We start from the raw sequence: 18654 nt of genomic DNA, 5'->3' as shown, positions 1-18654 counted from the left end.
TTATATATGGATTATTTTAGGGTATATTTAATTTGTCCGAATCTGATTTGAATTTATTGGTGGAAAATATTAAATTTGAACATCTTAGTGTTTTTTATGATTTTATTGTATCTGTTTTGAATACTCTTTCTATTAGCGATTTTGAACTTTCAGTTATTCTTTGTGATAATGCTTATATACAAGAATTGAACAATAAATTTAGAAACAAAAACGAGCCAACCGATGTTCTCTCTTTTAATTATAATGAACATAATGAGCTTAACGAAGATTTGGTTGATGGCATAAATTGTAAAATACAAGGAGATCTTGTAATATCTTTTGAATATTTAAAATTTAGTGCTCAAGAGTTTAATGTTGAAATTTATGAAGAACTTCAACGTGTTACTATTCATGGGATTTTGCATTTAATGGGATATAAACATGAAACCAATGATTTTCAAAAGGAAGGTATGTTGATTCTTCAAGAAAATATCTTAAAAGAAAATAAAAGGGTATTTTAGATGTTGGGATTTTTTAATTTTAAAAACAAAAAGAAGAAAAAAGGAAGCCCAGAAAATGATCTTGAAGATAAGTCGAATATTGAAACTTCTTTGATAAAAAATTTCAATGCGCTTAAAGAGACTATTGTAAAAGAGATTATGATTCCTAGGATAGGAGTTATATTTGTTGATTATGCTAAGAGCAAGGACGAGCTTTTAAAAGTTGTAACATCTAGCAGTCATTCAAGATTTCCTGTGTATCATGGTACCATTGACAATATTGTTGGGATAATTCATACAAGAGACATACTATTGCATATGTGTAAAAAAGATTTCTACGAAATAGACTTAAAAGATATTATGCGAAAGGTTATGTTTGTCCCCGAAAGCAAAAAAACAGACTCTCTTTTAAAAGAATTTCAAGAAAATCATGTTCATATTGCAATTGTGGTTGATGAGTATGGTGGGGTTTCGGGGCTTGTAACCCTTGAAGATATTCTTGAAGAGATAGTAGGTGACATTCAAGATGAATTTGACAATGAGCTTGATGAAATAGTTCATCTTGATGATGGATCTTATCTTTGTGATGCAAGAATTTTAATAGAGGATTTAAATGAGAAGCTTAATTTAAATTTGCCAAATGGAGACTTTGATACTCTTGGCGGTTTCGTTTATGATCTTTTTGGGAGGATTCCTTTGAAAAATGAAAAGGTGGAATATAACAATTTGGTTTTTTCGATTAAAAATATGCATCAAAGAAATATTAAGGTGATAAAGATTTCCGAGAAGGAAGGTTTATGAATTTTAATTGGTTTTTAATGTTATTCCTTTTTAATTTTAGTGTTCTATTAGGAAGTGATACTACAGCATTAGGACATTATCAAAGGGCTAATGAGTATTATTTATCTAAAAGGTATTATGATGCTATTGATGAGCTTGTTGAGGCTATAAAAATTAATCCCAATTATTATGAAGCTTATAAATTTATTGCATCAATTTACTATTCCCTTAAGATATATACTCAAGCACAATTTTTTATAGAGAAAGCCTCTAAAATGTCTAATAAGGACACCGAGTATAAAATTCTTTATGCAAATATATTGTTAAAAAACGATAAAATTGATCAAGCAAAAAAAATCTATTCTGAGGTTTTAGTTAAACAAAGGAATAATATTGATGCTTTGGTTGGACTTGCTTCAATTTTTGAAAAAAATGGATTATTTATAGCTGCTGCTAATTATTATTTATCTATTCTTGATTATAGTCAAAATAATTATAGTGCTTTTGAGCATCTTATTGACATTTATCAAAGGCTAGGAATGCATGACAAGATTAGACATTTGATAAATAAAGTCAGGGTAAATTTTTTATCTTTTCCAGATTTTCATAAAAGAGTCGCTGAATTTTATATTAGTATTAATAATTTGGGGCTTGCTGAAAAGTATGCTTTAAATTATTTGGCTTTAATTGAAAGCTCTTACAAAGATTTTGGAGTTGTTGATGCGTATCGATTGCTTGCGCTTGTTTATTTGCATGAATTTAAATATGAGGATGCAATAGAAGCATTGCAGAAAGCTATTTTAGTTAATAAAGATTCTGATGAGCTTTATTATTTATTGGGGTATTCTTACTTAAAATTTAGAGATATTGAAAAGGCTATTTTATATTTAGAGCGAGCTAAAAATCTCAAAAAAGATTTAGAATTTTATAATATTGCTCTTGAGGAGAGTTTTTTTGCATCTAATTTTAGAAATTTTTTGAAAAATAATTCCAATGCTAGGATTTCTAAGCATTATGAAAATGAGGGGCTTAAAGCTTTTAAATCTTTAAATTTAAACAAAGCATTGTTTAATGCAAAAAATGCTGTTGATATTTGGCCTGATAATGATAGTGCTAGGTTTTTGCTTTCAAAAATATACAAGCTTATGAATTTAGATATTATGGCATATGAGCAGCTTTTTTATTTAGCAAAACAAAGAAATTCTACTGATTCTAGAATTTTAGATTTTTACGATGTTGTGTCTTTTGATGTTAGAAGGTCTTTATTTTATAAATACGGATACAAAAGCATTGCTGATTTTAATAAGCTTTACGATGACAGAGTGGTTTATAAAATGGCTATTTTTACTCAAAGTGAGAGTAAGTTTTTTGGGGCAAATGATTTGATATTGAGATACGCTGAAAGGGTGCTTGAGCGTAATTTAAATATGGAAATAGTTAACTATAATTTTGATTACAATAAAAATAGAGACTATCTGATTAATAATTTTTCTGAAGGGTTTTCTTATTCAAGAAATAATAATTTGGATTTATTTTTAATTTTTGATTTTAAGGCAGATATTTTGAAAAATACAGCTACCTTGGTAGTGAATATTTTTTCAGGTAAAACAGGGATTAAGGTTGTTTCTTTCTCTTATGATGTGGGAGGTGTTAATTATTTAAGCAATGCTTTAAATTCTCTTTCAAAAGATTTTCATGATTATTTGCCCAAAAAAGGAAAGATTCTTCAAATTAAAAATGACGATGCTCTTATTAATCTTGGCCAAGTAAACGGTGTTGTAAAAGGCGATGTTTTTTTGATTCTTAAAGAAGGTGCTTTAAACGGTGATACCAGAGATTCTGGTTTTATTGTTTACAAAAAATCAGATATTTTAGGCGAGATTTTAATTGAGGATATAAGTGATTATATCTCCAGAGGCATTATAAAATCTTCTACCTTTTTAAAGGATTATATTCAAGAAGGAGCCACTGTGCTTATAAAAAGATAGTTTGACACTTGTTGTTAATTTGTGATTTAATAATTCTAGTGAGAATAAAATCAAAAAATTGGAGGATTTTGTATGAAATTGGCTATTAATGGCTTTGGGCGTATTGGTAGAAATGTTTTTAAGATTGCTTTTGAAAGAGGAATTGATATTGTCGCAATAAATGATTTAACAGATCCTAAAACTCTTGCACATCTTTTAAAGTATGATTCGACTTTTGGGGTATATAATAAAAAAGTTGAGTCAAGAGATGGTGCCATTGTTGTGGATGGAAGAGAAATAAAAATTATTGCTGAGAGAGACCCAAAAAATCTTCCTTGGGCAAAGCTTGGAATTGATGTTGTAATTGAGTCAACAGGTGTTTTTTCATCAGCAACTAGTGATAAAGGGGGATATCTTGATCATGTGAATCATGCTGGGGCTAAGAAAGTTATTTTAACAGTTCCTGCTAAAGACGAGATTAAAACAATAGTTCTTGGTGTAAATGATCACGATATTAATTCTGATTTAAAGGCCGTGTCAAATGCTTCATGTACAACCAATTGCTTGGCTCCTCTTGCAAAAGTACTTCATGAATCATTTGGAATTGAACAAGGGCTTATGACAACAGTTCATGCTTATACTAATGATCAAAGAATTTTGGATCTTCCTCATTCTGATCTTAGACGAGCAAGAGCTGCTGCACTTTCTATTATTCCAACTTCAACCGGTGCTGCAAAAGCTGTTGGGCTTGTTTTGCCTGAACTTAAGGGTAAGTTGAATGGTACTTCAATGAGGGTGCCTGTGCCAACAGGTTCAATAGTTGACCTTACAGTTCAGCTCAAGAAAAAGGATGTTACAAAAGAAGAGATTAATTCTGTGCTCAGGAAGGCATCAGAAACGCCTGAGCTTAAAGGTATTTTGGGGTACACGGAAGATCCAATTGTATCTTCAGATATAAAAGGGAATTCTCATTCTTCTATTGTTGATGGTCTTGAGACAATGGTTCTTGAAAATGGATTTGCAAAGGTATTGTCATGGTATGACAATGAGTTTGGATATTCTACAAGAGTGGTTGATCTTGCTCAAAAATTGGTAAAATAAGTAAGCTTAAGGTAATAAAATGTCAATAAAAACAGTGAAAGACTTTAGTAGCTTCGCGGGCAAGCGAGCTTTAGTAAGATGTGATTTTAATGTTCCCCTGAAAGAGGGGAGCATTAGCGATGATACTAGAATTAAGGCAGCATTGCCTACAATAGAGTATTTAAAAGAAAGAGGAGCTAGGATTGTGCTTGTAAGTCATTTGGGTAGACCAGATGGAAAGAAAAATCCTAAATATTCTCTTAAGCCGGTTGCTAATAGATTGTCAGAGCTTTTAGGCCAAGATGTCAAGATGCTTTCTAATTGTATTGGAAGCGAGGTTGCAAATAGTACCTTGCAAATGAAGGATGGGGATGTTGTATTGCTTGAAAATGTAAGGTTTTATGCAGAAGAAGAGAAAAACGATAAAAATTTTGCAAAAAAACTTTCTGAAAATGGAGATGTTTTTGTAAATGATGCCTTTGGCGCAGCTCATAGAGCTCATGCTTCAACTGTGGGAGTTGCTGATTATTTGCCATCTGTTGGTGGATTTTTAATGGAAAAAGAAGATAAATTTCTTGGTGGAATATTAAAAAATCCCGAAAGGCCATTTGTTTCAATTATTGGTGGTTCTAAGGTTTCTTCAAAGATTGCGGTACTAGAATCACTTTTGTCAAAGTCAAATGTAGTTGTGATTGGCGGTGGAATGGCTTATACTTTTTTGCATTCCGAAGGATATTCTATAGGCAAATCTCTTTTAGAGGACGAATATATTGGTATAGCATCTTCTTTTTTAAAGAAAGCAAAAGAGCTGGGCGTTAAAGTAATTTTACCACTTGATCATATTGTAGCTGATGATTTTAACAAAAATTCAATTCCTGAGCATATTGATTCCTTTAATGTTCCTGAAAACAAGATTGGCATGGATATTGGAGCTAATACTTTAAAAGAAATTGAAAAGGTTGTAAAAACCGCCAAAACTATAATTTGGAATGGTCCTCTTGGTGTATTTGAATTTGATTCATTTTCAAAAGGGACTGCTAAGGTTGCCGAAATGGTAGCATCTTGCTCAGGTTTAACTGTTGTTGGCGGTGGAGATTCTGTTGCAGCTGTTAATAAATTTAATTTATCTGATAAGATTACTCATGTTTCAACGGGCGGTGGTGCATCGCTTGAATATCTTGAAGGGAAAATTTTGCCGGGTATTAAGGTTTTGGAGAATTAAGATGAGAAAAACATTTTTAGCGGGAAATTGGAAAATGCATTATACAAGTGCAGAAGCTTCTATTGTTGCAAAAAAAATTGCAACTGAGGTTAAGACCTTGAAAGATGATGTTGTAATAATGATAACTCCTCCATTTACGGCTTTATCTAAGGTTTCAGAATGTGTTAAGGGTAGTAGCATCCTCCTTGGTGCTCAAAATATGTCTTATATGGAAAGTGGAGCAAGGACAAGTGAAATTTCACCTTCAATGCTTTTAGAATTTGGAGTAGAATATGTTATACTTGGTCATTCTGAATGTAGGTTGTATTTAGCAGAAACAGATGAAATAATAAATAAAAAGATTCTTGCAGGACTTAAGCATCCTTTCAAATACTTAATTTTTTGTGTTGGAGAAACTCTTGATGAAAGAGATTCTGGAAAAACTTTAGAGGTTGTTTTAAATCAGGTTAAAAAGGGGTTAAATTGTGTTTCTGAATCAGATATTCAAAGGATAATTTTAGCTTACGAACCTGTTTGGGCAATTGGAACGGGTAAAACTGCAACTAAAGAAGAGGCAGAAGAGGTTCATAGGGCAATTAGGCTTGAGATTATGAAGCTTTATTCAAAGTCAGCTTCAGACAATATTATAATTCAGTATGGAGGTTCTGTTAATTCAAACAATGTAAAAGAGCTTATGAATGAGCCTAATATTGATGGTGCGCTAATAGGTGGAGCATCTTTAAAGGCTGAATCTTTTTTATCTATAATTAATAATGTTCTTTAGTTAAAGAGGTTTGTTTTGGATTTAGTTAGATTTTTTATTTTTATAATTTTTGTTATTGTTTCGATTTTTATTATCCTTTTAGTTTTAATTCAAGATGAACAGGGTGATGGAATAGGTGGTGTTTTTGGGGGTGGTAGTTCTTCTATTTTTGGGGCAAAGTCTTCAAGTGTTGCTGTAAAGATTACTGGATTTTTTATAGCACTCTTTTTTATCTTTGTAGTTTTGTTATCTTTTCTAAACACTAGAAGAGCAGATGATAGCTTTCTAAATGACATAAAGACTGAAAACAAGAATAGTTCAACTTTCTGGGATGATGAAAATAATGAATCAGATACTAATATTAATGAAATTAAAGAAAACAATTTGAAAGAAAAATAATTTAAATTGGTTACTGTTGTGTATACTATGAGTAGTATTTACTCAAAGTATTTTACATAAAGGAATTTTAAATCATAACCATTATTAAATTTATTAATTTTATTGAAAGTCTATTGTATTTTTATTGTGTTTTTTTAAATAATCTAAAGCACTGCTAAAATGATTTGATCCTAAAAATCCATTGTTTGCTGAATATGGAGATGGATGACTTGTTTCAAGGATTAGATGCTTTGTTGGGTCAATTAGCCCTTTTTTACTTCTTGCTAAATTGCCCCAAAGCATAAACACAATGTTTTTCAAATTTTTAGAGATTATTTTTATTACTTCATCTGTAAAAATTTCCCACCCAATAGCTTTGTGAGAAGAAGGTTTGCCTTCTTCGACTGTTAAAATTGTATTTATTAGAAATACACCTTGAATTGCCCATCTTTTTAAATCTCCGTTTGGGATGGTTTTTATTTTTAAGCTTTTTTCTATTTCTTTAAATATGTTCTGCAAAGATGGTGGAATTTTAATTTTTGAATCTACAGAAAAAGCAAGTCCATTTGCTTGGTTTTTTCCATGGTATGGATCTTGTCCAATTATTACCACTTTTATGTCTTTAAATGGCAAAGAATTAAAAGCATTGAATATAAGTTTTGGGGGAGGAAATATTTTCCCATTTTTTGTTTTATATTCATGTTTAATAAATCTCACAAGCTTTTTAAAGTACTCTTTGTTAAATTCATTGTTTAAAACTTCTTTCCAAGATTCTTCAATTTTTACTTTCATTTTTGTATTATATAAGAAATAGTTTGTAATTTGAAATATATTAAAGGACTGATTTGTTATTTTTGAAATTTAATTTTTATTATGGATGATGATGTATTAAAAAGAATAAGTGTTTTGTCTAAATTTATTACAGATGAAAAAAAAGCTAGGATTGAGAAAGTATTAAGTTTTCGCACTAATTATTTAACATTTGTTCTAGAAGACATTTTTCAGTCTCAAAATGCAAGTGCTACTATTAGAACAGGCGAAATTTTAGGACTTAGTGATGTTCATGTTATTGAAAAAAAGAATAAGCATACTTTAAATCCAGATGTTACTTTAGGATCTTCACAATGGATAAATTTAAATAAGTATAAAAATGCTAAGTTTGCAATTGATAGGTTGAAATCTGATGGATATAGTATAGTGGCCACATCTTTGAATCCCAAATCAATAAATCTTGAAAATTTGACAATTAACAATAAAATGGCGATATTTTTTGGGACAGAATTAACAGGACTTAGTGCAGAAGTATTGGGAGCTGCTGATTTATATGTAAAAATACCTATGTATGGGTTTACTCAAAGTTATAATATTTCTGTAGCTGTTGCAATAGTTATGTATTCTTTATTGATTCGCTTAAGAAAAAGTAGCATTGATTACTTGCTAAATGAAGCTGAGAAATCAAATTTGAGATTAAAATATTATAGACAAGTTGTTAAAAATTATCAATTTATTGAGAATCTTATTAATTCTTAAGCTTCTTTTATTTTTTTCCAAGAATTTATAAATAGGTAAAAAATGGTATCGATTGCAATTATTATTAATGTAATAATTAGAGAGCCTTTTGTAAGTTCGATATTTTTTGTTTCAGGGTAGAATTTAAGTATTGTATTTATAGATATTGAAACTAGAAAATTAGCCAGATATCCAGAAATTAATCTTGATAGAGGATGAATGATCCATAAAGATTTTATTTTTATTTGCTTAAAATAATTGTATAGTAAGATGTTTATATATTGGGATAGAAAAAACACATACGTTCCAATTAATATTGTTAAAATGTATGTAGAGTTATTAAACAGTATTTTAAGATGAATATCTGCGGTGTCTAATTTATTATGATTGAATAGTATCGTAAAATAAAGCATAATTGTAAAAGTTATGTTTAGCAAAAGGCTCAATACCACGGATTTTGTTGCTTCTTTTTTGCTATATTTTTCTACCATTAAGTTTAAAGAGAATGCTGCTGATAAAAAGGTAATGCCTGATAAATTTAAGGACATTCCAAATATTTTTAAATTTCTTAATATTATAATGTTTGACATTGTTGAGATAATTGCATTGAAAGAAAAAAGCCCAGATTTTCCAAAAAATCGGTAAAGAATTCCCAATGCTGTGTATATAAATAGAAACATTCCTGTCCACAAGCTTAAATCAAACATATCCTTATTCATAGCATTTAATTGTACCAGATTGATTATCTTAGATAAAGTTTTTTATTCTTGCAAAGAACTTTTTCATTTTTCAAGTTTTATATATTTTGCAAAATATATAAAAGGCGTTCCCAAGAATCCTGCTACACCTTTAATTGCGTATGTGGAAATTACTATATTTAGGAAAGCTTGCTTTGGAAATACTTTGAAATATGTTGCTATGCCCACAAAAATTGTTGTATCTATTAAGCCACTTATTAATGTTGATCCATTGGTTCTTAAAAATAAAAACTTAGGAAATTTTTTTTTAATAAGCTGATATAGATAAACATCGTTTAATTGGGATATTAGGTATGCAACAAGAGAGGCTAGTAGTAAAGCTGGCATTGAAGAGAAAATGTTTCCTAAACTTTTAAAATTTTCTTGAGTTCTATTTGACATAAAGTGAATTTGTGCATTTGTTAATACTGCAAAGATAATAAAGCTGATAAATCCAATATAAACGGCTTTTTTTGAAGTTTTTTCCCCATAAAATTCTGAGAGTATGTCTGTTGCAACGTATGATGATGCATAAATAATGTTGCCCAATGTAGCATTAATTCCAAATATTGTAATTTGTTTTAAAACTTGAATGTTTGCTATAATAATTGCTACTGCAACCCATGCAAATAATCCGGGTTTTTTAAAAAAAATGGATACAATAATCAAAAATGAATAAGTAGTAAATAGCACGCCAAACCATAAAAATTCATTAAACATAAAATTACCCTTTATCGATATTTGATTTACTATTATAAAATTTTAGCTTAGTTATTTCAAATAAGGTGGTAAGTATTGTTGTTTTCTTAAAATTATGCTAAAATGAATTTTATATTAGGGGATGTTTTGGATTTGACTGAAAATGTTAATATTGTAAGTTGCAGGCAGAGGGAATCTCTTAAAACTTCTAAAATAAATGCAAAAAATAATAACTTTACAAGCTCAAATCTTGTAATGGCTGCTTAAGTTAGCAGGGGGTTTTGTTGAATTTGGCTTTGAGGTTCACTTATACTCTTTTCGACATCAAAGCTTGCTTAAAAATGTTTTCAAGTTGATTTTTGGGGACTTTTATACTTGAGAGCAATTTGGCGGTTTGCTAGTATTTCCAAACCATATTGCTTAATAAAATACTAGATAAGCTTGTAGAAGCTTATAGTATTATTTTTAGGACGCGGGTTCAATTCCCGCCATCTCCATTTATTTCATTCTTTTGTTCATCCTTTAAATATTATTCTTATTCCTAACAAGCATTGCTAAGCTTAGAAAATTCGTTGTCATTATTTTAAGCGTCCTATCGGAATCGAACCGACATCATTAGCTTGGAAGGCTAAGGTAATAGCCATTATACGAAGGACGCAATACAATAATTTACTTATATAAAAAAAATCAATTTATGTCAATAAGATTTATTGTAATGTTATTTTTAGCTAGCAATTTTTTTTTTAAATAAGTACAATTAATTTAGCTTAAATGTAGTCAAGTGCAAAAACTTGTGTGGAGGAAATTGATGGGAGAGAGAGGGGAAGTATACTCTGAAAAACTATTTACAGAGTCCGAGAGAACTTATTTTTTTAATGTCAAGGAAAATAGAAAAGGAGATTATTTTTTAAATATTGTAGAGAGCAAAAGAAGTCCAAGTGGAGATTTTGAAAGACATTCTATTTTTGTATATGAAGAGAATATAAATGAGTTTGAATCCAATTTGCTTAAGGCAATAGCGGTTATTAAGCAGAAAGTATCTACGGGGTCCGGTGGTTCTTCTGCAAGGCATAATAAAGGGAATGGTGAATATGGAGAGAGATCTAAATTAGGCGATTCTAGATTTGATAAGAAATCTTATTTATCAGGCGGGCGATTTAAAAAGAAGGATTATTAAATTTTATTATTTTTATTTTTTAAATTAGTTTAAAATTTTTTCTATGAAGGCTTAAAACCCCATATTTCTTTATTGCGTTTTTATGTTCTTTTGTGGGGTATCCTTTATTTTTTTTGAGTAAATACAATGGATAAATTTTATCGTATTCATCCATTAGTTTGTCTCTTTTAACTTTAGCAATAATTGAAGCAGCTTTTATTTCATCTATTATTGAATCTCCTTTAATTATTGCTTTAACATTTTTTGCTGTTATTTTGGGGACAAATTTGCCATCTACAAGTACTAGGCTGCAATTTAATTTTAGGTTTTCGTATGCAGTTTGCATTGCAAGAAGGGATGCGTTGTGAATATTTATTTTTTCTATTGTTATATTTGAAATTTCAGCAAATGCATAATATGAGTTTTCAAGTATTAATGAGGATAGGTACTCTCTTTTTTCTTTTTTTAGTTTTTTAGAATCATCCAATTCGTTTATAAAACTGGTTTTTTTTTTAAAAACCACAGCAGCACTTAGAATAGGTCCAAAAATACAACCCCTTCCGACTTCATCTATTCCGCAAATCATAATTGACCTTTTTTTAAAATATTTTTATTTATTATAATATGAAATTGTAGATTTATCAGTAATTGGTTTTTAATTTTAATTGGGAGTTAGTTTGGTTTTAAAAAAAATAGTGCTTTTAGGGTTTAAATCTTTTCTAAATAGACAAGAGTTTGAAATAGGTGAAAATTTAAGTTTTATTGTGGGGCCTAATGGATGTGGGAAGAGCAATCTTATTGATGCTGTACGTTTTTGTATGGGAGAAGATAATTTGAAATTTTTAAGGGTTGAAGATATTTCCGATTTAATTTCTGTTTCAAAATTAGGAAAATCAAATTTTGCTGAAATAACTCTTTTTTTTAGCAACGTTAACTCTGAAAAATCGACTTTAAAGGAATTTGATGAAGATTTTTATATTCGCAGGCGTCTTTATAAGGACGGTTCAAGTGAATATTATTTTAATAATAAAATTTTGAATTTTCAAGATTATAATAGACTTTTGAACAGTTTTAAGTTTAAAAAATCGCCTTATATGTTTATAACTCAAGGTAGAGTTGAGGATATTTCTTTGGAAAGAAATGTAAATCTCAAATCTTTAATTGAACAAGCAAGCGGAATAGATATTTTAAAAATTGAAGAAGAAGAGGCCTTAAAAAATTTTAAGCAATCTAATCAAAATTTATCATCTTTGCTGTCTCTGCAAGAAAATTTAAGGCAAAAGTACGATAACATAAAAAATGTTTTCCTTTTGAGAAAAAAATATCAAGATTTAAGTCAAAAATTAGAAGCTTTAGAAAAAACAATAACGTTAAAAAAGCTTTTCAATATTAATTTTGATCTTAATGTCTTGAAGAGCGAATTAAATTTAGACGGTTTGAGTAAATTTTTATCTTCTGGTTTTAAAGAAAAGTTAGAATTTTATTCATTTAGAGAAAAAAATGTTATTAATAATATTCAAGAATTAGAAAAAGATCTTGAGTTTATGAAGTCTAAAATTCTTGGGCTAGAGATTAAAATTCAAAAATTAGAGCAAGAAAAGACGTTAAAGATGAATTTGGAAGATAAGTTTGTCAAGAGCAAATCTGAGTCTGAAGAGAAAAAAAATTCTATAAATAATAATTTATATCAATTAAATAGTTTGCTTAAAGAAAAGAAAAATGATTTTTTTTCTTTAAGTGACGAGATTAATAGGTATACTAAAAGTTTTTTTGAACTTGTTGATCTAATTTTGTCTGTATTAAAGAGTGCCAAATCAGAAGAATTTGTTTTATTAAAAGAGAATATATTGGATTCTCTTAAGCTTTTTGAAGAATCATTGAGTATAAAATATATTAAAGAGATTAGGGTAAATTTAATCAAGTATATAAGCAAAGATGAGAATCTTTTGGCTTTATTGAGGGATAAAATTGAACCTATTTTCGATCAAAATGTTAATTTGAAAAAATTTTTGCTCGAAAAAAATGCTTTAAAATCAAATCTTGCCAAAGAGATAACAAATATCGAGAGATTAATCGAAGAAAAGACTCTTCAATTAAATGATGTATTAGGTGAGCTTGAGTATATAGAGCTTTCTAAATTTAAAAATTTGGATGAAATTAAACTTATAGATGGTAATTTAGAATTTTTATTTGAATCTAAGAATAGCCTTGATGAAGAGCTTAAAGACTTATATTTAAAGCTTGAAAATTTAAATTTAGAAAAAAGCGATATTCAGCTTAATTTAAGCAATCTTATTGGTGCTTCAAAATTCAGTAGTGAGCCTTTTAAGGAGAAAGATTTTAATTCTTTAGTTTTTTTAAATGATTTTAAAAAAACTAATTATTATGAATATATAAAAAAACAGACAGAATACGAATTTCTTTTAAATTCTAATGTAAGCATTAAGAGCGAAATAGAAAATTTCAATGCTTCTAATGAAATGTCTGATAAATTTAAATTGGAAGAAGATCTTGCAACCAGAGAGTTGTTGCGCAAAGAGATAGATGCAATCAATCTGGGTGATTATGTATTTTTCAATATTGATAAAGAATTTGATGAAACTAAGGAGCGTTTTGAAAAAGTAAGTTTACAAGTAGAAGATTTAAAGCTTTCAAAATATTCATTACAAAAGCTTCAAAAAAAAATAAAAAATGAGATTTATAAAAAATTTAGAGAATCATTTGATGAGATTAATAAAAATTTTTCTTTCTTTTTTAAAAAAATTTTTAAAGGAACCGCTAGTCTTTTTTATAATGAAAATACTGATAATGTTGAGATTAGAATAAATTTTTCAAACAAGTTTGTCAAAAACAATAACATGCTTTCAGGGGGCGAGAGTACTTTGGTTAGTATGGCTTTTTTATTTGCACTTTATTATTATTCCCCTGCTTGTTTTTGTATGCTTGATGAAATAGATGCAGCTCTTGATTTTGAAAATAGCAAAAAACTTTCTTTACTTTTAAGGGAATTGGGGAAAAAGATCCAACTCTTAGTAATAACCCATAATGCATATGTTTCTGAGGGTGGTGAAAATTTGATAGGCATTACACTTGATAATGGTGAAAGCAGGGTGTTTAATATATAATTAAGTTAGATTTAAGGAAATTAACATGCAAGATAGAAAGTTTAGTTTTAGAAAATATTTTTTAGTTTCAATATTTTTGATTTTTATTGTTTCAGGTATTACTTATTTCTATTCAACACAAATGTTGGAAAAATCTCAAAAGTCTGTTGAAGACAATTTAGACGCTAAGGTTAAATTAGTTGATATGGAAGATTTTTATTTTGATTTAAATGAATGTCTAAATATGGATGATTTTTTTATTCCAAGACCTGATTTTTTAAATGAAAATTTAAATAAAAATTTAGTTGTTGATGGATTGATTAAAAATAAATTTCTTGATGAGAATTTTTTCAAGGATCTTTGGATTAAAAAGGAAAATTTATTTAACGTTGATATTGAGAAGGAGAATGAAAAATTAATAGATAAGATTTTAGAAATTTCCAAATGATTAGAAAATATTTGATTTATATAAGTTTGCTATTTATTGTTTTTGAAGTTTGCTCTAAGCCAGCTTTTATAAGTCAAGACGGTTCGTACGAGCTTGATTTTAGTAGTGGAGAGGTAGATATTAGTGTAAATACCAATTCAAAATTTAATCTTTCTTTTAAAGGTGAGTCTTGGATTTATATCAAAAGCATTGAAAATGAAGCTTTTATTAAGTTAATTGGAGAATCTTATGATAACGGTGCTGTTTTTACTTTTCAAACTTTTAAAAAAGAAGGCAAAATTAAATTGGTTTTCACTTATCAAAATGTTAAAGATTCAAGTGAATTTAATAAAATAATTATCTTGAAAATTACAAAGAATTTTGAAGTTGCAATTCCACAAGGCGTTGGTGGCGGCTCTAGCAAGGACAATAACATTGAAAGTGGTAATAATCTTAAACTTGGGGGGAGTAGTATTAGCGGGGCAACCTCTAAAGAGATTATTGTCAGGGCTTTAAATTTGTCTTACATAAATGATTACAAAGGAGCAATAGATTTGCTTAATAAGTATAATTTCAATGACGATAAATATATTTTATTGAAGGCGGAAATTCATTATAAAAATGGTGATTATTTAAAATCTTATAAAAATTATTTGAAATTGAAGAGTAAATATTTTCAAAGCATTGTTTTTGATCTAATTAAGCTTGGTATAGAATTAAATATTAAAAAAGAGGTTTTGGAGAACGCCAGATATTTAGTTGAAAAGAATGTTGATTTTTCTGAGAGTATTTATCTTGAGATCTTTGAATTCTTAGTAACAAGGGGAGAGCATGAGTTTGCTTTAAATTTTAGCTCTCTTTACTTTCCTAAATATATTAATTCAAGCTTTTCAGACAAATATAGTTATTTGTTGGGAAAACTTTATGAGTCTGAGAGCAAGCATAAAGATTTTTTAAAGGCCTTGTATTACTATAAATTGGTTATTGATAATTACCCTTTTAGTTATTATTATGAGAGAGCCAAGATAAGATATTTATTTTTAAAGCGGTTTTTTTAGGAGACATGATATGATAAGGAGAAAGCTTACTAAACAACTTGAAATAATAAAAGATTATCTTTGGGATATGAAAGAATGTGTGCTTAAGATTATCGATGATTCTTTAATAGCCTTAGAATCTAAAGATAAAAATTTAGCCAAAAAAATAATCAATGAAGATGAAAAAATAATAGATGATTATCAGTACGATATTGAAGATTTGTGCGGAAGAATAATTGCAACTGAGCATCCTGTTGCTACAGAGCTTAGAGAAATTTTAGCAATTATTAAAATAATAAGCTCTCTTGAAAGGATTGCAGATCATGCTACTAAGATTGTAAAGGTTGTTCTTCTGCTTGAATCAGATTTGGATGATTTTGATTTTCTTAATTTATATTTTAAACCTTTAAGAGAAATGGCCGATACAGCTAAAGAAATGTTGTCTGATATTTTTGACGCATATTTTGATGGAGATTTTACCAAAATATTAAAGATAGTTAAGTATGACAATATAATAGATAAATTATTTTCAAAGCAGAAAAGTATTGTTATTGATGCAATGAAAAAAAATCCTGAAAATTTGGATTATCTTTTAAATATATTATTTTTGAATAGTTTTTTAGAAAGAGTAGGCGATCATGTAGCAACAATTGGTGAATTGCTCTATTTTATTAGAATAGGTGAAAAAGTAAACCTAACTTAGTAGTATTATTTTTAGACCTTTTAAGCTAAATAAATTTTGCATAATAGAAAATTTATTATAAAAAGAATTAATGCGCATAAGCATTAATTCTTTTTATAGGTGGCAGGCATTATGTATTCAAGATTTTTGTTTCCTCTGATTGTTTCTGAATGTCCAATTAAAAGATAAGAATCTTTTTTGAGGTAGGAGTTGAATTTATTGGCAAGGTTATTTCTAGTTTTTTCATCAAAATAGATCATGACATTTCTGCAAAATATTAGGTCAAATTTTTTGCTAAATGGAAATTTCTCATCCATTAAATTTAATTTTTTAAAGTAAACCATTTTTTTTAAGATTCCTTTAACTTGGAATTTATCATCTTGAAGTTGATTTAAATATTTAATTTTTAAATATTTGGGCAAATTTATTATGCGATCTTCAGGATAAATCCCCTCACGAGCCTCATTTAGAACGCTAATTGAAATGTCTGTTGCTAAGATTTTGACTTTAAAATTTACTCTATTATGTTCCATGTATTCTTTTAGTATCATTGCAATTGTATAAGGCTCTTCACCACTTGAACAGCCAGCTGACCATATTCTAATTTCTGAGTTTTCTGAGTTTAATATTTTTTCAGTAAGTTTGGGTAATATTTTATTATTTAAAAAATCAAAATGCTTAGATTCTCTGAAAAAATAGGTATGATTTGTTGATATTTTGTCTATTAATTCGATTAATTGAATATTTCCAGTGCTTTTTTCTAAAAAGTTGATGTATTCAGTAAAATTTTTAAAACCTTTAACTTTCAGAAGGGATGATAATCTGCTTTCAATTAGCAGCTTTTTTTTTTCGCTGAGATTGATTCCAAAATTGTTGTAAACTATTTTTATTAATCTTAAAAGTTCGTCCTTAGTTATATTTATATTAATGTTGAATTTGTTTTGATTCATATTCATATACTTTTGATCTCATTCTCCTTTTTTATCCATAGCGATTCGTTTTCATACTAGAAATGTAAAATTTTTTTAGTTCTATAATACTTAAGCGTATATCTTAAGTTAGATATTTCAATTGCAATAATTTTTCAATTGTGATAATTTAGTAGTTAAATTATTAGTATGCTTACTTATTAAAGGTTGTTTTATGCGAAAAAGAAGTAGAAAAGTCAAAAATGATTTAGTTGTGCTTGAATCTAAAGAAAAAAAAGTTGGTATGTGGGGTATTTTTGCTCTTATTTTAATTGTTTTCGGATTTATTATTGCACCTTTACTTCCAGGGATATTTGATAATGCTCATTCATCTGGTTTAAAATTTGGTTCTTATAAAGGTCAACCTATTTACTATAAAAAAGATAGTAAGTTTGCCAAGTATGTTAATTATTATTCAAATCTTTATTCTAGATTGCAGGGTAATGCTAAAAATATTAATACAGATTATAATGCCTGGTATTTGGCATTTATGAAATATGTTGAGGATGTTGCTTTTTTGGACTTAGTAAAAAAATATAATTTTTACATTTCTAAGGAAATGTTGAATAAAAATTTACTTAAATCTCCAGAATATTTAGACTCTAGTGGAAATTTCAGTTCTAAAAGATATAATAAAGCTTCTGATTATCAAAAAGTTAAAATTTATGATGATATGGTAGAAAATATATTGTTTTCTAATGTTAAAATTTTTTTAAATAGTAATTTGATATTTCCCGATTCTCTTTTTAATCTGATTAAAGATATGAGTACTGTGGAAAGGCATATTTCATATCTTTCTCTTTCCTACCAAGATTTTTCTAATAAAGAGGTAATATCTTATGCAGAGAAAAATTTAAATTTATTCAAACATTTATCGCTTGCATCTATTCGTTTTAAAAATATGAATGATGCTCGAAATGCTCATGATAAGCTATTAAACAAAACTCCATTCGAAGAGCTTGCTAAGCTTTATTCAGATGATATAGCTAATTTCAAGGGAGTTGTTTCTTTGGATAAGTATTATTTTGATTTAGATCTTAATGTTGAAAAGAAAGAAGATCTAAATTCAATTTTTTCTTTAAGAGAAGGTGAATTTAGCAAGCCTATTAAGATTAAAAATAAAAATGAATATCAAATATATAAGGCATTTAGTAATGTTCATGATTTTGATAAAAATTTAGATCGTGATATTAGTTCTGTTAAAAATTACATTGAAACTTATGAACCAAGCGTTATTGAAGGTTATTTGGAAAATAAGCTATCTGATTTTCTTGGTGATGTTAAATTTAGCAGTTTAAGCCAAGTTCTTGAAAAATATCAGCTTAGCTTAAAAGAAGAAATTGTTAATTTGTCTTATAATATTAATGTTTACCCCAATACTTTAAAGGAGTTGGTTGAGTTTAATAATAGCAAATCTTTTTATGATATTATTTTTAGATTAAAGGAAAATTCTTGGTCTAAGCCTTTTGTGGCAAATAAAAAAGTTTATTTATTTTTTCTCAATTCAGTTAAAAAAAGATCTAATCAGCTCAAAGAAGAGATCAAAAATGAAAAACTTCTTGACAATTTTAACATTGCAAATAGTGGTTTGATTACAGATTTTTTGCTGAATAAAAAAGATTTTGTTAATAATTTTAATGAGTCGTTTTTTGCTTTGCAAAACTTTAGTCAAAATTAAGAAATAAAT

The 18654-nt window shown here is 28.1% G+C and carries 19 protein-coding genes, 1 tRNA gene and 1 other RNA gene; 15 read left to right on the top strand and 6 right to left on the bottom strand.

Annotated elements, in window-relative coordinates; all coding sequences use genetic code 11:
* Nucleotides 1–32 precede the first annotated feature (32 nt).
* The 7 genes from ybeY to secG all read left to right on the top strand — a co-directional run bounded on the left by ybeY (nt 33) and on the right by secG (nt 6669).
* Entirely contained in the window at nt 33–500 is a 468-nt protein-coding gene (gene ybeY / locus BSV1_RS01475; protein ID WP_008882331.1) for an rRNA maturation RNase YbeY, read from the top strand.
* Nucleotides 501–1280: a hemolysin family protein gene (locus tag BSV1_RS01470; protein ID WP_008882479.1), complete on the top strand. Its 780-nt coding sequence runs from the start codon at nt 501–503 to the stop codon at nt 1278–1280. It abuts the gene before it with no gap.
* The gene (locus tag BSV1_RS01465; protein WP_008882780.1) at nt 1277–3247 is read left to right on the top strand and encodes a tetratricopeptide repeat protein; all 1971 of its coding nucleotides are present in this window, start codon (nt 1277–1279) and stop codon (nt 3245–3247) included. Before BSV1_RS01470 ends, BSV1_RS01465 begins: the two co-directional genes overlap by 4 nt.
* 72 nt (nt 3248–3319) lie before the next feature.
* Nucleotides 3320–4327, top strand: a complete 1008-nt coding sequence (gene gap / locus BSV1_RS01460) for a type I glyceraldehyde-3-phosphate dehydrogenase (RefSeq protein ID WP_002656453.1) — start codon at nt 3320–3322, stop codon at nt 4325–4327.
* Nucleotides 4328–4346: 19 nt separating this feature from the next.
* On the top strand, nt 4347–5528 hold the full coding sequence (locus BSV1_RS01455; protein WP_008882679.1) for a phosphoglycerate kinase: 1182 nt from the start codon (nt 4347–4349) through the stop codon (nt 5526–5528).
* A 1-nt stretch (nt 5529) separates the two neighbouring features.
* Nucleotides 5530–6291, top strand: coding sequence for a triose-phosphate isomerase (gene tpiA / locus BSV1_RS01450; RefSeq protein WP_008882746.1), 762 nt, complete (start codon nt 5530–5532; stop codon nt 6289–6291).
* 15 nt (nt 6292–6306) lie between these two features.
* On the top strand, nt 6307–6669 hold the full coding sequence (gene secG, locus BSV1_RS01445; RefSeq protein ID WP_008882507.1) for a preprotein translocase subunit SecG: 363 nt from the start codon (nt 6307–6309) through the stop codon (nt 6667–6669).
* Nucleotides 6670–6768: 99 nt separating this feature from the next.
* On the opposite strand, the gene ung is transcribed toward secG, so the two are convergent.
* Nucleotides 6769–7440, bottom strand: a complete 672-nt coding sequence (gene ung, locus BSV1_RS01440; RefSeq protein ID WP_008882700.1) for a uracil-DNA glycosylase — start codon at nt 7438–7440, stop codon at nt 6769–6771.
* Between the two features lie 81 nt (nt 7441–7521).
* Here ung and BSV1_RS01435 point away from each other — a divergent pair, with 81 nt between their 5' ends.
* Nucleotides 7522–8178: a TrmH family RNA methyltransferase gene (locus BSV1_RS01435; protein WP_008882577.1), complete on the top strand. Its 657-nt coding sequence runs from the start codon at nt 7522–7524 to the stop codon at nt 8176–8178.
* Here BSV1_RS01435 and BSV1_RS01430 read toward each other — a convergent pair.
* A complete protein-coding gene (locus BSV1_RS01430) occupies nt 8175–8864 on the bottom strand; it encodes a queuosine precursor transporter (RefSeq protein ID WP_039949457.1) in 690 nt (229 codons plus the stop codon). The genes BSV1_RS01435 and BSV1_RS01430 overlap by 4 nt on opposite strands.
* Before the next feature lie 75 nt (nt 8865–8939).
* Entirely contained in the window at nt 8940–9614 is a 675-nt protein-coding gene (locus BSV1_RS01425; RefSeq protein WP_008882731.1) for a queuosine precursor transporter, read from the bottom strand.
* Nucleotides 9615–9731: 117 nt separating this feature from the next.
* Between BSV1_RS01425 and ssrA the strand changes: the two genes are divergently transcribed.
* Nucleotides 9732–10093: a transfer-messenger RNA gene (gene ssrA / locus BSV1_RS06520) on the top strand.
* Nucleotides 10094–10179: 86 nt separating this feature from the next.
* Here ssrA and BSV1_RS01415 read toward each other — a convergent pair.
* Nucleotides 10180–10251, bottom strand: a tRNA-Gly gene (locus BSV1_RS01415).
* Between the two features lie 150 nt (nt 10252–10401).
* Here BSV1_RS01415 and bpuR point away from each other — a divergent pair.
* The gene (gene bpuR / locus BSV1_RS01410) at nt 10402–10770 is read left to right on the top strand and encodes a transcriptional regulator BpuR (RefSeq protein ID WP_008882590.1); all 369 of its coding nucleotides are present in this window, start codon (nt 10402–10404) and stop codon (nt 10768–10770) included.
* 19 nt (nt 10771–10789) lie between these two features.
* Here the strand turns inward: bpuR and BSV1_RS01405 are convergent, their stop codons facing one another.
* Nucleotides 10790–11335: a ribonuclease HII gene (locus BSV1_RS01405; RefSeq protein WP_008882554.1), complete on the bottom strand. Its 546-nt coding sequence runs from the start codon at nt 11333–11335 to the stop codon at nt 10790–10792.
* Between the two features lie 91 nt (nt 11336–11426).
* On the opposite strand from BSV1_RS01405, the gene BSV1_RS01400 reads away from it, so the two are divergent.
* From BSV1_RS01400 to phoU, 4 genes are read left to right on the top strand one after another with little or no spacing between them, the layout of a single operon-like run.
* Nucleotides 11427–13874, top strand: a complete 2448-nt coding sequence (locus BSV1_RS01400) for an AAA family ATPase (protein ID WP_008882672.1) — start codon at nt 11427–11429, stop codon at nt 13872–13874.
* Between the two features lie 25 nt (nt 13875–13899).
* Nucleotides 13900–14301: a hypothetical protein gene (locus tag BSV1_RS01395; protein WP_008882438.1), complete on the top strand. Its 402-nt coding sequence runs from the start codon at nt 13900–13902 to the stop codon at nt 14299–14301.
* The gene (locus tag BSV1_RS01390) at nt 14298–15338 is read left to right on the top strand and encodes a tetratricopeptide repeat protein (RefSeq protein WP_008882808.1); all 1041 of its coding nucleotides are present in this window, start codon (nt 14298–14300) and stop codon (nt 15336–15338) included. Before BSV1_RS01395 ends, BSV1_RS01390 begins: the two co-directional genes overlap by 4 nt.
* 10 nt (nt 15339–15348) lie before the next feature.
* On the top strand, nt 15349–16020 hold the full coding sequence (gene phoU, locus BSV1_RS01385; protein WP_002556647.1) for a phosphate signaling complex protein PhoU: 672 nt from the start codon (nt 15349–15351) through the stop codon (nt 16018–16020).
* Nucleotides 16021–16103: 83 nt separating this feature from the next.
* Here phoU and BSV1_RS01380 read toward each other — a convergent pair whose 3' ends face one another.
* Entirely contained in the window at nt 16104–16955 is an 852-nt protein-coding gene (locus BSV1_RS01380; RefSeq protein WP_008882441.1) for a protein-glutamate O-methyltransferase, read from the bottom strand.
* Nucleotides 16956–17142: 187 nt separating this feature from the next.
* Between BSV1_RS01380 and BSV1_RS01375 the strand changes: the two genes are divergently transcribed.
* Entirely contained in the window at nt 17143–18645 is a 1503-nt protein-coding gene (locus BSV1_RS01375; protein ID WP_008882669.1) for a peptidylprolyl isomerase, read from the top strand.
* The last annotated feature ends 9 nt before the right edge of the window (nt 18646–18654 follow it).

The sequence above is a fragment of the [Borrelia] finlandensis genome (assembly GCF_000181875.2).
Lineage (GTDB): Bacteria > Spirochaetota > Spirochaetia > Borreliales > Borreliaceae > Borreliella > Borreliella finlandensis.
Note: the sequence above shows the minus strand (reverse complement) of the source record. Positions and strands in the feature narration are given on the sequence as shown.